Here is a 13784-nt window from a genome sequence, read left to right on the forward strand (position 1 = left end):
TCTGCCGAACCTGACCAAGGTCCTCGGCTGACTCAAGCGGCAGGTATTGTTTATCGCCACTGAAAATGTGACTGGCCCGCTATCCGGGCCAGCGTGGCTGTGCCAACCTTTGCGCACTTCCACGACACGGACGGCGATCACTTGAAAACGCTCATTCTGTTCGGGGCCATGCTGCTGAGCATGCCCCTGACTGCCGCGCAGCTGAACCTGGAGCTGGGCGCGAACAGCCGCACCTGGCAGACCGAGGAGTTGCTCAAGCATCCTCAGGTACAAACCCTCACGATCAAGAATGATGTGTCCTACAAGAAGGACATGACTTATCGGGCCGTGCCGATTGCCGCGCTGCTGACCGGCATCAAACCGGACGATCACCTGCAAGCCGTAGCGCTGGACGGTTTTGCCGCTGAGCTGTCTGCGGCTCCATTACTAAAAACCCAAGGCTCACGCGCCTGGCTGGCCATCGAAGATCCGGCGCAGCCCTGGCCGCCGCTGTCGGAAGGCAAGCACAGCGCCGGGCCGTTTTATCTGGTGTGGACCGATCCGCAGGCCGGCAATATCAGCCCGGAACAATGGCCATTCGAAGTCGCGAGCATCAAGCGCATGGCGCCGGTGGCCGAGCGCTTCCCTGCCCTGTTGCCGGATCCTGCGCTGAAGGCCGATGACCCGGTGAATCAGGGTTTCGCGCTGTTCCAGAAGAACTGCCTGGCGTGCCATCGCCTGAATGGCGCGGGCGATGCGCAGTTTGGGCCGGATCTGAATATCCCGTACAACCCGACGGAGTACTTCGGCGCGGATTTCCTCAAGCGCTACATCCGCGATCCGCAGAGTCTGCGTCAGTGGCCGCAGGCGAAGATGCCGGGGTTTACCGCCGAGGTGTTGCCGGATGCGGATCTGCAGAAACTGATCGGGTATTTGCAGCACATGGCCGGGCGCAAGGTTGCGCCCGCCAAGTAAACCGACCACATCGTTTACTGCTGCTGCACCGAGATGATTGGCGCTGGTGTCGGCGACACCAGCACTTTCGCGTGCATCTGCTCTGACCCGCCGCCCCGACGCATGCCGCGCACCGGACAGGCATCCAGATAATCCAGACCCACTGCCAGTTTCAGGTGCCGCTCCGGCCGCGCCAGCTCATTGGTCACGTCAAAGCTGTACCAGGCGTCATCGATCCAGGCTTCGGCCCAGGCGTGACTGGCGAGATGCTCGCAATCCTCGCTGTACAGATAACCCGACACATAACGTGATGGCACCCCGAGGCTGCGTGCGCAGGCCAGGAAAGCGTGGGCGTGGTCCTGGCAAACACCCGCCCGCCCGGCAAACGCTTCGGCGGCGCTGGTGTCGACTTCGGTGGAACCCGGCTTGTAAGTCATGTGCTGGTTCAAACCGTGCATCAGATCGATCAATGCGTTGCGGTCGCGGCGTTGTTTGCATGAATTCTCGGCAAACGCCCGCAATGCCTCGTCAGCCTCGGTCAGCCGGGTGAACCGCAGGAACGGCAGCGCCGACTGACTCTCGTGCTCCGCCTCGCGCAATTCGTCGATATCAACCTGCCCCCGGGCGCCGATGATGATCGCTTCGTGGGGCTCGTCCATGGTCAGCACGTGCAGGATGTTGCCGAACGGATCGAGCTGGGCGCGCACCGGGCGCGGCAGGTCAAGCTGCCAGCTCAGCACGTGCTGACGCTCGCTGTCGTGGGGTGTCAGGCGCAGGTACTGGATGCTCGCGCGCACCTGATCTTCGTAGTGATAGGTGGTCTCGTGGCTGATGGAAAGTCTCATGCGGCCTCCAGGTAGGAACTGTGAATGGCGTTGCCCAACTGGCGCACCAGCGGGATGAATTCGGTGAGCCAGGCGTGCAACCCTTCCTCAAGGATTTCTTGAATACCGGTGTAGCGCAGACGCGCGTCCATTTCCGCCGCCAGTCGTTGCGCGGGACGACCGTTGGCCCCAGGCAACTGCGCCAGAATCTGGTCGATTTCTTCGGTGCAGGCCCGCAGCGAACGCGGCACATCCGCACGCAACAAAAGAAGCTCGGCCACATGCCGGGCGCCGGGCGCATCGCGATAGATCTCGGTATAGGCCTCGAACGATGACAAGGCCCGCAACAGCGCACTCCACTGGTAATAGGCGTGAGCGGTGCCGTCGCTGACGGCTTCCGCCTGATCGCCTGCCATTTCGTAACGCGCATCGAGCAGACGCAACGTGTTGTCAGCGCGTTCGATAAACGTACCCAGGCGAATGAAACGAAACGCGTCGTTGCGCATGATGGTGCCGTAGGACGCGCCCCGAAACAGGTGCGAACGCTCCTTGATCCACTCGCAGAAACGGCTCATGCCGTAGCGACTGAGGCCCTGATTGGCGATCCCGCGGATCTCCAGCCAGGTGGCGTTGATGTTCTCCCACATGTCAGCGGTGATTCGTCCTCGCACCGCATGGGCGCTGGCCCGTGCCGCACCTAGGCAGCTGTAGATGCTTGCCGGGTTGGCCGCGTCGAGGGCGAAGAAGTGCAGCAGTCGCTCGGCATGCAGCTCGCCGTGACGTTCCAGGTAGTCGTCCAGCGTGCCGGTGATCAGCAGCGGCATCGCCAGTTCGTGCAGACCGTCGCCACGGCCGTCCTGCGGCATCAGCGACAGCGAATAGCTGACATCGAGCATCCGCGCGAGGTTTTCCGCCCGCTCCAGGTAACGCGACATCCAGTACAGATCCGAGGCAGTTCTACTTAACATGGCAGGCTTCCTTCAATCCTCGACCACCCAGGTGTCTTTGGTTCCGCCACCCTGGGATGAATTCACCACCAGAGAGCCTTCGCGCAGGGCGACACGGGTCAAACCGCCGGGCACGACCCGGGTTTCGCGGCCGGACAATACGAACGGGCGCAGGTCGATGTGGCGCGGCGCAATGCCGTTTTCGACAAAGGTCGGACAGGTCGACAGCGACAGCGTCGGTTGCGCGATGTACGCGTGGGGCTTGGCCTTGATCCGCTCGCGGAACGCATCGATTTCCGCCGTGGTCGCCGCCGGCCCCACCAGCATTCCGTAACCGCCGGAGCCCTGGGTTTCCTTGACCACCAGATCCGGAAGATTGGCCAGCACATGGGAAAGCTCGGACGGGTTACGGCATTGCCAAGTCGGCACGTTCTTCAGGATCGGTTCTTCGTCGAGGTAGAAACGGATCATTTCGGTAACGAACGGGTACACCGATTTGTCGTCCGCCACGCCGGTGCCGATGGCATTGGCAAGCACCACGTTGCCGGAGCGATACGACGACAGCAGTCCCGGCACGCCGAGCATCGAATCCGGGCGGAACGCCAGCGGGTCGAGGAACGCGTCGTCGAGCCGGCGGTAGATCACGTCCACCGCTTTCGGTCCGTCGGTGGTGCGCATGAAGACCTTGTCGTCGCGCACGAACAGGTCCGCGCCCTCCACCAGTTCCACGCCCATTTCCCGGGCGAGAAACGCATGCTCGAAAAACGCGCTGTTGAAGCGTCCCGGTGTCAGCACCACGACGCTGGGGTCGTCGATGGGGCTTGAGCTTTTCAGGGTGTCGAGCAGCAGGTTCGGGTAATGATCGATGGGCGCGATGCGCTGGGCCGCGAACAGCTCGGGGAACAGACGCATCATCATCTTGCGGTCTTCGAGCATGTAGCTCACGCCGCTCGGCGTGCGCAGGTTGTCCTCGAGCACGTAATACGTGCCGTCGCCGTCACGCACCAGATCGACGCCGGAGATGTGCGAATAGATATCGCGATGCAAATCCAGCCCCTGCATCGCCAACTGGTATTGCTCGTTGGCCAGCACTTGTTCGGCGGGAATGATCCCGGCCTTGATGATGCGTTGCTCGTGGTAAAGATCGGCGAGGAACATGTTCAACGCCTTGACCCGCTGGATGCAGCCGCGCTCGACGATCCGCCACTCGCTGGCCGGAATGCTGCGCGGAATGGTGTCGAAGGGAATCAGGCGTTCTGTCCCTTGCTCGTCCCCGTAGAGCGTGAAGGTGATCCCGGCGCGATGGAACAGCAGATCGGCCTCGCGTCGCCGCTGGGCCAGCAGCTCGTCAGGTGTCTCGGCCAGCCAGCGGGCAAACTCCCGGTAATGCGGGCGGATCTGGCCGCCGGCATCGTACATCTCATCAAAATAGGTGCGGATCATGCCGTACTCCTTGTCACTCCGGACATACAGGCCTTCGCAAGGCCCGTGCCATCGGCATAAACGCTTTGATTTCAATCGGTTGGATATTCACGCCACACGCGCCGCACCATTCCTGTGCGGCAAATGCTCCAACCTGATCGCCCCCGCTTCATTGCGACGCAATCCCGTCGCCTATCACCAGCATAGTCAGAGTTGATTTCACTGCCCGCAGGCCACTGCGGATAATCCGCGCATCCGCTGCAAAAACGTCGCTGACGAAGTACGCAGCCTCACTGATCCGGCTTGCCTCGGCAGCCCTCCCGGCCGTAACCCTGACCGGTTTCCTCTCCTTGCGGTCTTCCCTTTTAGCCACCTTTTCAGGTGGCTTTTTTTTGCACCGGTTTCTTGTTTCAGGGTTTTGCCATGCGCTTTCGGGGCCGTAGAAACGACAACGGCCGACCCGAAGGTCAGCCGTAGCTCGACGTGTTGCGAGAGTGATCAGTTCAAACGATGCCGGTTGCGGATCTCCTGTTTCACGCCCCAGCCTTCGATGATGCCGCCCAAGGGCTCGACCACCGCCGAGAAGCCCTGCTCGAAATCGCCAATGTCGTCGTAGGTTGCGTACATCACCTTGCTCAATTCCAGAGACCAGGCGCCGTCGTCGCGCGCACTGACCTGGGCATTGATGGATTCACCGCGAAATTTGCCTGCCGCCCTGCGCGCCCGCTCCTCGTCCGGGAAAATGGCGTAGAACTCGATGGGATGGAATCGGGAAAAATCGAAACCGCCTTCTTTCATGCGGCGCAGCACGCTGCTGCTGATGTCTTCTTGATAGGCTGTGCTCATGAATCGTCCCCCTCGCATAGATGGATAGACTTTCCGTATTCCCTGCACTGGCCCACAGGGCCCGGGTGCTCACGGCAACCGCGTTGCCGGCGGGAAACAAGCATGTAGCTGACAAGACCAGACCTTAGCGATCCGTTCGCTGATCTCGCTTGCAGAGTAGCCCCAAGATAGAGCCGCTGCCAAGGCCTGGTACATGAAGAAAATGAAGATTCAGATTGGGGTGATGCTGCGGATTTCGATGCTGTTCTGGGTTTTCAGGCTTTTTACGCCGGCATCGGCGGTGCGCCCTTCCAGATCGTTCAGGTCAAGCTCGGCGGCGACTGGCAGGAATCGTTCCTTGATGAGGCGGGCTGCCCGTTCATGGCTGGGGCATTCCTCGCACTCGAAGACTTCGTCGATCGTTTCACCATGATCGTCCACGAAAGTGACTTTCCACTTTGACATCGGAGCCTCCTCGATCAAACCCGCAAATGGGCTTACACCTATCTCGACTTTTGTCAGGATTGATCGTTCAAAAGGTTTACACCGATGCAACATGAAAAAAGCCCAGGCCGGTGTGTTTTCGCACACCGGCCTCGGCTTTTTCTGACCCGCGAACGATCAGTCGTTGCTTGGCTTGTTCACCGCTTGCAGCACGTACTGCGGCAAGGCGAAAGCACCGATGTGGATTTCCGGGTTGTAGTAGCGGGTGACGATGCCGCTGCCGATGAAGCGCTGTTGCAGCACTTCGCGGGTCAGCTTGCGGTAGGCCGGGTTGGTCGAGCCCCAGGCGAAGGTCATCGAACCGCCGATGTAGGTCGGCACGGCCGCCTGATAGAAGTGCCAGTCCGGGAACAGGCTGCGCAGGCGCCCGGCAGTGGTTTTCACTTCTTCGATCTGCATGAACGGCGTGCCGTTCTGGGTCACGAGGATGCCGCCCTCGTTCAGGCAGCGGTGGCAGGCCTGGTAGAAGTTTTCCGAGAACAGTACTTCGCCCGGGCCGATCGGGTCGGTGGAGTCGGAAATGATCACGTCGAACTTTTCAGTGGTGGTGGCGACGAAACGCATGCCGTCGTCGATCACCAGATTCAGGCGTGGATCGTCGTAGGCGCCCTTGGAGTGGTTCGGTAGAAACTCTTTGCACATGTCGACCACGGTGCCGTCGATCTCGACCATGGTGATGTGCTCGATGCTGGCGTGTTTGGTCACTTCGCGCAGCATGCCGCCGTCGCCACCGCCGATGATCAGCACGCGCTTGGCGGTGCCGTGGGCGAGGATCGGCACGTGGGTGAGCATTTCGTGGTAGATGAATTCATCGGCTTCGGTGGTCTGGATCACGCCGTCCAGCGCCATCACCCGGCCCATGCGCGGGTTCTGGAAAATCACCAGGTGCTGGTGTTCGGTGCGCACTTCGTGCAGCAGTTTTTCCATGCGAAAACGCTGGCCGTAGCCTTCGTAGAGGGTTTCCAGGTATTCGCTGGTCTTGGTGACGGTCATGGTGAAGTGCTCCGATGAATGCGCGGGCGCCAATCGTCAGGTTCGATTGCCCGGGAAAGGCGCGCATTCTACGTTGCCGAAGATGACAGGTCGAACCTCAGTTCATCGGCCCGACCCGATCAGGGTGCGAACGGTCAGATCCGCACGTTGCCCCGCGGCCCGGCAATCGCCCAGATGATCAGGCCCAGCACCGGCAGGAGGATGATCAGCAGCACCCAGAGGATTTTCATCCCGGTCTCGGCGCCGCTTTTCAGCACATTGATGATCGCCCAGATGTCGAGCGCAAGAATGATCAGGCCGACCAGGCCGTTGAACGTGGAACCCATGGTGTCGCTCCAGAATAGTGGCATGCACTTTTAGGATAGACGGTCGCGCTCAGGGTTCCCTTTTATTGCGTCAGACGTGAACGGCGACCTTCAAGGCTTCCAGCGACGGCGCGGCGGCAATGCCGACTTCGGCGCACAGATCCAGCACGCGCGGCACGTCGTTGCCGTAGACCAGCACCACTTGCAGCTCGTCGTCGAGCAACTGGCTGAAGTTCATCAACGTGTAACCGCCGTTTTCCTTGTTCAGGCTGCTCATCTGCACCTGGATGCGGTTGAGCGCGGTCAGCGCTTCGGTCTTGGCCAGTTGCTTGGGCTTGAGGTTGAACTCCACGCCCGGGCCGAACGAAGCAACGATCTGCGCGAACAGGTCGGCGTAGGTGTCGGCCTGGAACAGCACGGTCTCCGGCAGGCTGCCGACCACGACCCACTCGCCCAGCGGAATCGGGAAAGTCTCGTCGTAGTTAATGTCCGGGTTGGCGGTCAGAAAAGCGTCGGCATCGGCGTAGGCCTGCGCCGCTTCGTCAGCGACTTTCAGGATCTCGTCTTCGCCCATGCAGCCGGAGCTGATTTTGCTGATGAGTTCGGCGAGTGCGGCTTTCATGGGGGCGGATCCTGTGGCGAAGGGAATTTTGAGGGCGCGAAGGATAGCGCATTCTCGCCTTCGCCACAGAGCGGGTTGCGGCCAGCGGCCTCAGCCCAGCAGTTTTTCCAGCTGCGCGGTGGTGTCCACAGCGCCCATGGTGCGGGCCGCGTCCAGCGCGGTGACGCCATTGGCATCTTTGGCTTTCGGGTCGGCGCCCTGGTCGATCAAGTAGTCGACGATTTCAACGCGGTTGAACATCGCCGCCATCATCAGCGCCGTGCGGCCATCGAAGGAGGCGCCTTCAATCTGCGCCCCGCCCTCGACCAAGGCCTTGACCACGGCCAGATCACCCTTGAACGCCGCGCCGGCAATCGGGCTCTGGCCGTTGCCATTGCGTTGTTCCGGGTCGGCCTTGTGCTTTAGCAGCACTTGCACCGCGTCCACGTGACCGTAATAGCTGGCGAGCATCAGCAGGGTGTCGCCCTTGCTGTTGGTCAGGTTCACCGGCAGACCGGCAGTGATCAGGCGATCGAGCATCACCGCATCGCCCTCGCGCGCCTTGTTGAACACCTGTTCAGTGAATTCGGCTGCTTCCTCGGGGGTCATCTGGCGGCTTTGGTCAGACATGGTTCACTCCACTTTCGGTCAATCGGAAAGCCGACAGTTTCCCGAGCGCAGCGATAGCTGTCATCCCCTTTTTTCCAAGACCGCCGATAGCCAATATCAATAGCGGTACTTGCCTGCCCGGATGTCGGCAAGGATTTCATCCGTGACCTGCACGTAGGTTTCGCTCCCCGGCAGCCAGGCGTAAATCGGATCATCCGCCGTCAGGCCGGGGTCGAAGCCTTCGTTTTTCAGGCGGGTTTTCTGGTATTTGAAGGTGCCGGTGGTTTCCATTTTCACCTTGACCCGCAAGAACAGCGGCACCGCATAGGCCGGCATGCGTTGGCGGGCGAAGGCCAGCAATTCGGCGAAATCCAGGGTCGCCAGCGACTCGGCCGGGGTGATCGCCGCCATCCCGGCGCGACCGTTGGTGTTGGGGATTTCCACACCATAGGCCACCGCTTCGGAAATGTGCGGATGCTGGAGCAGCAGGTTTTCGACCTCGGTGGTCGAGACGTTCTCGCCCTTCCAGCGATAGGTGTCGCCGAGGCGGTCGACAAACTGTGCGTGGCCGAAACCGATGTTGCGCAGCAGATCGCCGGTGTTGAAGAAGCGATCGCCCTTGGTGAACACGTCCTGTAGCACGACTTTCGCGGTTTTCTGTGGATCGGTGTAGCCGTCCAGCGGCGCCTTGTCGTCGATCCGCGCCAGCAACAGCCCCCGCTCGCCCCGGTCGACCTTGCGCATGAACCCGTCGTCACCGCGAATCGGCTCGCCGCTGTCCTGGTCGTAGGCCACCAACTCCCAGGCCATCAGCGAGAAACCGATGGTGTTGTCGAAATTGAGGATGTTGGTGAAGCCGATATTGCCGTCGCTGGCGGCGTACAGCTCGCAAATGTGATCCACGCCGAAGCGGGTCTTGAACTCGGCCCACGCACCGGGCCGCAGGCCGTTGCCGATCATCTTGCGCACATCATGACGACTGTCGTCGGCACTGAGCGGCTGATCCACCAGATACCGGCACAACTCGCCGACGTAACCGATGGTGGTGGCGCGGTAGCGGCGCACGTCGCTCCAGAACTGGCGGGCGCTGAACTTGCGGCGAATGGCGAAACCCGAAGCGCCATTGACCGCCGAACCCCAGCACACGCAAAGCCCGGTGGCGTGGTACAGCGGCAAGGTGCAATAGACGATGTCGTCCGGGCGCATGTCGAGGGCGATCATGCCGAAGCTCGCCGAACTGCGCATCCAGCGGCCGTGCTTGAACACGCCGGCTTTCGGCAAACCGGTGGTGCCGGAGGTGTAGATATAGAAACAGGGGTCGTCGAAGAAAATCTGCCGGCTGCTGGCCGGGTTGTCGCCCGAGGCGTCGGCGCTGGCGCTGATCAGGTTGATGTAGCCCTCGGGCGCGATGCCCGGATGGCTGAAGGTATCCTGATCGGCAACGAACCAGGCGCGCACTGCCGGGATCGACACTTGCTCGCGTACCGCCGCAAATGCCGGCAGCAGTTCCTCACCGACGACAATCGCCGCCGGCGTCACCAGATTGATGCTGTGGATCAGCGTATCGCGGGTCTGCGAGGTATTGAGCAGCGCGCTGACGGCGCCGACCTTGGCCAGGGCCAGAATCGTCACCAGCAGTTCCGGGCGGTTCTCGATGAACACCGCCACCACATCGCCTTTACCGATGCCCTGCCCGATCAGATAGTGGGCGATGCGGTTGGCCCACTGGTTGACCTGTGAATAACTCAGCACCACCTCGCCCGACAGCAGCGCGGGGCCCTCGGGATTGCGCAGGGTCGCTTGCTCGAAAGTCCAGCCCAGGCCACAGGTTTGGGTCGGATCCTTGACGTTGGCCACCTTCATGCCTTTCACCACCCGGGGGATGGCTTTGGCAATCATCGGCAGTTTGCGGAGCATCATGCCCCAGGTAATCGTGTCGCTAGGCGCGTGGCGCATGGCAGCTCCCGTTCGACCTTGACGTGCAGGCCGGATTTTTATTGTCGGGCAATCGGGTGAGGCAACCGGCGCTTCTCGAGCGAGGGTCGAGGCCGAAAATACGTCAGGGCTTCGCGGGCTGTACACGCGGTTTTTGCAATGTTTTGTATCCGCCCGGCGCTGCAACGCACAGCGGGATTCCGGCCGGAGATATTGGTTCCATCGGATCGACAGTGATCCCGCAAAATGCAGGATGCACGATGGCAATTCATGCAGATTGCACGACAGATGAAACGACCTGACTTTATAACTTACTGATTTACAACGATTTTTATAAACAGAAATACTGGCACAATCGCTGCAACTCCCTATACATGCTTGCCATTCAAGTGCATACGGAGCTGAAAGACATGAACCTGATCCAAGAAAAATTTACCTCCCTGTTCTCCAACTTCGCCGTCACCACCCAGCCACGTCCCGATGGCGGGATCCTGCTGACGCTGAAGAGTGCCGACGGCAAAGTGTTCAAGCGTGCGCTCACCTATCAGCAATTGCATACCGGCGACCAACTGTCGTGGGCGATCAGCGCGATCCGTCGTGATCTGGCAGAACAAGCCAGCGAGCTGCCGCAGATCGGCATGCTGCAAAGCCAGCAGCGTTTCGCCCTGCCGACTTATCACTCGATGTAATTCGAACACCGTATAAACAGACAGGCCGTGGAGCTTTCGCTTCACGGCCTGTTTTTTTTGCGCGTCGATTGGGTGAACTCAGAACGCTTCCGGTTCGATCCCGGTAAAACTGTCGACGGTCACATGCCCTGCCAACTCCCCACCCTCACGGGCCAGCCCGCAGGTTTGCAAGCTGGCGGCTTGGGCGGCATCGAGTTCCTGCACGATATCGGACAGGAACAGGATCTCCTGCGGTTCGACACCGATGGCCTGCTGGATGTTGCTGTACGACTGCGCTTCGCGCTTCGGCCCGGAGGTAGTGTCGAAATAGCCGCTGAACAGCGGCGTCAGATCCCCTGCTTCCGAGCAGCCGAAAATCAGCTTCTGCGCCTGGATCGAACCGGATGAATACACAAACAGTTGATAACCGGCCTGATGCCAGCGCTGCAGCGCTTCAACGGCATCCGGATAAACATGGCCTTTCAACTGCCCGGCCTGATAGCCCTGTTCCCAAACCATGCCCTGCAACGCTTTCAGCGGCGTGGCTTTCCGGTCTTCGGCGATCCAGGCCAGCAGAATTTCCACGACCCGCTCGACGTCAGCCTGCGGTTCGTTGCTGTAGCGGCGCACGGCGTCCAGTTGCTCGGCAACATCCGCGCGCTGAGCGTTCTGGCGAACGAAGTCCGGCAGATGTTTCGCCGCATACGGAAACAGCACGTCGAACACAAAACTCACCGCGCTGGTGGTGCCTTCGATGTCGGTGAGAATGACCTTGATCGACATTGGCTCAGTCCTCCAGACGCGGGAAGCGGCCGGCGATGTCTTCGCCGGTGAAGTTGGCGACCCAGCCTTCAGGGTTGTTGAACAGGCGGATCGCCACGAAGTGCGGGTTCTCGCCCATGTCAAACCAGTGTTTGGTGCCGGCCGGCACCGAAATCAGGTCGTTCTTCTCGCACAGCACGGCGTAGACGTAATCATCGATGTGCAGGGTAAACAGGCCACGACCGGCGACGAAGAAGCGTACTTCGTCTTCGCCATGGCGATGTTCTTCGAGGAACTTGGCGCGCAATTCGGCTTTTTGCGGGTGGTCGCTGTTGAGGCTGATCACGTCGACCGTGATGTAACCGCGCTCGGTCATCAGTTTGTCGATCTGCTCTTTATAGGCACCGATCACTTCTTCCTGGCTGGCGCCGGGCTGGATCTTCGCGGCGGCTTGCCAGCGGTCGAAGCGCACGCCCTGCTCGGCCAGGGTCGAGGCGATGTCTTCGAAATGGGTCAGCACCTTGTTCGGAATTTCGGGGCTGGAAACGTGATAGACGGACAGGCTGCTCATGGGGCATTCCTCGGTATCGGCCTTGCCGTCCGGTTCTTCGAGACCGGTCGGGCACTGCATTCATCAGGCAAATGGGCTGGTTCTGGTGAAGTCAGCCTTGGCGGTTCATGACGCTGCGGGTCTTCAACTCGCATTCAAACAGGAATTCAAAGGCCTCGATCTGGCGCAACGCGTCGCTCATCTGCGCGCCCCAAGTGTAGAGGCCGTGGCCGCGAATCAGATAACCGACGCAATCGGGATGGGCGTCGAGCCAAGGCTGCACCTTGGCGGCGAGGCGCGCAATGTCCTGATCGTTGTCGAAGATCGGCACGCGCACCCGGGACTCGTGGGTCGAAATGCCGCTGAAGGCTTTTTGCAGTTCGTAGTCTTCGAACTCGATGAAATCTTGCGGCGTCAGGCGCGACAGCACCGTGGCGTTCACCGAGTGGGTGTGCAGCACCGCGCCGATTTCCGGACGCCAGCTGTAGAGCTGGGTGTGCAGCAGGGTTTCGGCGGACGGTTTTTTGCCGGGCTCAAGACTGTTGCCGGACAGGTCGGTGGCGAGCACGTCGTCCAGGCCCAACTGGCCCTTGTGCTTGCCGGACACGGTCAGCAGCGCTTCGCTCGGCGACAGGCGCGTCGAGTAATTGCTGCTGGTGGCCGGCGACCAGCCGCGACCATAAAGAAAACGCCCGGCGTCGACAATTTGCTGGGCAAGCTGTTCACGGGTAAGGCTCATGGCCTGTCCTCTTGCATTCGAATGGCAATGATAACGGCAGCGGCGAGCGCTGCGAGACTGGCAATACTAAAGGTCAATGTCGCGCCGAGGGCATTCCAGCTGTAACCGGAATACAAAGCGCCGAGCGCACCGCCGGTGCCGGCCAGCGCGGCATACAACGCCTGGCCCTGCCCTTGCTGGCGCGCGCCGAAGCTACGTTGCACGAACGCGATGGCAGCCGCATGAAAGCTGCCGAACGTCGCCGCGTGCAGCACCTGGGCAAACAGCAAGACCCACAGGAACTCGGCGAACGAACCTAGCAGCAACCAGCGCAGCGCCGCCAGCAGAAAACTCGCCATCAGCACCCGCCGCAGGGAAAAACGCGCGAGGATCCGGCTCATGGCCATGAACATCAGCACTTCCGCCACCACGCCGACCGCCCAGAGCATGCCGATCACGCCACGGCTGTAGCCCAGTCGCTCGAGGTGCAGGGTCAAAAACGTGTAATACGGCCCGTGGCTCATCTGCATCAGCGCCACGCAACCGTAGAACGCCAACACCCCAGGATTGCGCAACTGCTTGAGAAAGCCCTCGCCTGTCGGCCGGTTGCCCTGAGGTGGCTGCGCATTCGGCACCCACAGGCTGCTGAGGACGATGCCGGCCATGATCAACACCAGCGCCGCCGGGTAGATATCGAGGCTGAGCCACTCGAACAGGCGACCGAGGGCGACCACGGTGATGATGAAACCGATCGAGCCCCACAGGCGAATCTGACTGTAGCGGGAGGTCTGGCCCTGCAAATGCGCGAGGGTGATGACTTCGAACTGCGGCAGCACCGCGTGCCAGAAGAACGCATGCAAGGCCATGACCATCGCCAGCCAGGCGTAGGTCTTGCTGACGAAAATCAATGAGAACGTCAGCAGCGTGCACACCGCGCCAAAGCGCACGATGGCCAGGCGCCTGCCGGTGTAATCGCCGAGCCAGCCCCAGATGTTCGGCGCCACGCAGCGCATCAGCATTGGGATCGCCACCAGCTCGCCGATCCGAGCGGCACTGAAACCGAGGTGATCGAAGTACAGCGCCAGAAACGGCGCCGTCGAACCGAGCAAGGCGAAATAGAACAGATAGAAACTGGACAGCCGCCAGTACGGGAGCGCCGCCACGCTCAGACCGCAGCGGCAGTGAGTT

At 61.0% G+C, this 13784-nt stretch carries 16 protein-coding genes; 2 read left to right on the plus strand and 14 right to left on the minus strand.

Annotated features, from left to right (window positions below):
* Window positions 1–168: 168 nt before the first annotated feature.
* A complete protein-coding gene (locus AC07Y2_RS11055) occupies window positions 169–954 on the plus strand; it encodes a c-type cytochrome (protein WP_103387063.1) in 786 nt (261 codons plus the stop codon).
* Window positions 955–968: 14 nt separating this feature from the next.
* Here AC07Y2_RS11055 and AC07Y2_RS11060 read toward each other — a convergent pair whose 3' ends face one another.
* The 10 genes from AC07Y2_RS11060 to AC07Y2_RS11105 form a co-directional block, all read right to left on the minus strand.
* On the minus strand, window positions 969–1778 hold the full coding sequence (locus AC07Y2_RS11060) for a transglutaminase family protein (protein ID WP_039769938.1): 810 nt from the start codon (window positions 1776–1778) through the stop codon (window positions 969–971).
* The gene (locus AC07Y2_RS11065) at window positions 1775–2725 is read right to left on the minus strand and encodes an alpha-E domain-containing protein (RefSeq protein ID WP_007959974.1); all 951 of its coding nucleotides are present in this window, start codon (window positions 2723–2725) and stop codon (window positions 1775–1777) included. Before AC07Y2_RS11065 ends, AC07Y2_RS11060 begins: the two co-directional genes overlap by 4 nt.
* 12 nt (window positions 2726–2737) lie before the next feature.
* Window positions 2738–4147: a circularly permuted type 2 ATP-grasp protein gene (locus AC07Y2_RS11070; RefSeq protein WP_039769936.1), complete on the minus strand. Its 1410-nt coding sequence runs from the start codon at window positions 4145–4147 to the stop codon at window positions 2738–2740.
* A gap of 477 nt (window positions 4148–4624) precedes the next feature.
* Window positions 4625–4972: a ribonuclease E inhibitor RraB gene (locus AC07Y2_RS11075; RefSeq protein ID WP_007959978.1), complete on the minus strand. Its 348-nt coding sequence runs from the start codon at window positions 4970–4972 to the stop codon at window positions 4625–4627.
* A gap of 210 nt (window positions 4973–5182) precedes the next feature.
* Entirely contained in the window at window positions 5183–5416 is a 234-nt protein-coding gene (locus AC07Y2_RS11080; protein ID WP_074687606.1) for a hypothetical protein, read from the minus strand.
* Window positions 5417–5572: 156 nt separating this feature from the next.
* Window positions 5573–6448 (minus strand): polyamine aminopropyltransferase, encoded by an 876-nt coding sequence (speE, locus tag AC07Y2_RS11085; protein WP_103387047.1) that lies wholly within the window; start codon window positions 6446–6448, stop codon window positions 5573–5575.
* A 134-nt stretch (window positions 6449–6582) separates the two neighbouring features.
* Complete coding sequence (locus AC07Y2_RS11090) at window positions 6583–6774, minus strand: PLDc N-terminal domain-containing protein (protein WP_007959984.1); 192 nt, start codon at window positions 6772–6774, stop codon at window positions 6583–6585.
* 70 nt (window positions 6775–6844) lie between these two features.
* Window positions 6845–7375, minus strand: a complete 531-nt coding sequence (locus AC07Y2_RS11095) for a hypothetical protein (RefSeq protein WP_039769929.1) — start codon at window positions 7373–7375, stop codon at window positions 6845–6847.
* Between the two features lie 90 nt (window positions 7376–7465).
* Window positions 7466–7984 carry an ankyrin repeat domain-containing protein gene (locus AC07Y2_RS11100; RefSeq protein WP_039769928.1) on the minus strand — a complete coding sequence of 173 codons (519 nt, stop codon included), beginning with the start codon at window positions 7982–7984 and terminating at the stop codon, window positions 7466–7468.
* Window positions 7985–8080: 96 nt separating this feature from the next.
* Complete coding sequence (locus AC07Y2_RS11105; RefSeq protein WP_103387048.1) at window positions 8081–9919, minus strand: long-chain-acyl-CoA synthetase; 1839 nt, start codon at window positions 9917–9919, stop codon at window positions 8081–8083.
* 389 nt (window positions 9920–10308) lie between these two features.
* On the opposite strand from AC07Y2_RS11105, the gene AC07Y2_RS11110 reads away from it, so the two are divergent.
* Entirely contained in the window at window positions 10309–10587 is a 279-nt protein-coding gene (locus AC07Y2_RS11110; RefSeq protein WP_039769924.1) for a DUF3509 domain-containing protein, read from the plus strand.
* A 78-nt stretch (window positions 10588–10665) separates the two neighbouring features.
* Here the strand turns inward: AC07Y2_RS11110 and mtnC are convergent, their stop codons facing one another.
* From mtnC to AC07Y2_RS11130, 4 genes are all read right to left on the minus strand, one after another.
* Entirely contained in the window at window positions 10666–11349 is a 684-nt protein-coding gene (gene mtnC, locus AC07Y2_RS11115) for an acireductone synthase (protein ID WP_103387049.1), read from the minus strand.
* A 4-nt stretch (window positions 11350–11353) separates the two neighbouring features.
* Window positions 11354–11899: a 1,2-dihydroxy-3-keto-5-methylthiopentene dioxygenase gene (locus AC07Y2_RS11120; protein WP_039770173.1), complete on the minus strand. Its 546-nt coding sequence runs from the start codon at window positions 11897–11899 to the stop codon at window positions 11354–11356.
* Window positions 11900–11990: 91 nt separating this feature from the next.
* On the minus strand, window positions 11991–12617 hold the full coding sequence (locus AC07Y2_RS11125; protein WP_007959997.1) for a methylthioribulose 1-phosphate dehydratase: 627 nt from the start codon (window positions 12615–12617) through the stop codon (window positions 11991–11993).
* Window positions 12614–13759, minus strand: coding sequence for an MFS transporter (locus AC07Y2_RS11130; protein ID WP_011333208.1), 1146 nt, complete (start codon window positions 13757–13759; stop codon window positions 12614–12616). Before AC07Y2_RS11130 ends, AC07Y2_RS11125 begins: the two co-directional genes overlap by 4 nt.
* Window positions 13760–13784: the final 25 nt, after the last annotated feature.

The organism is Pseudomonas sp. GW456-12-1-14-TSB6 (genome assembly GCF_059424205.1).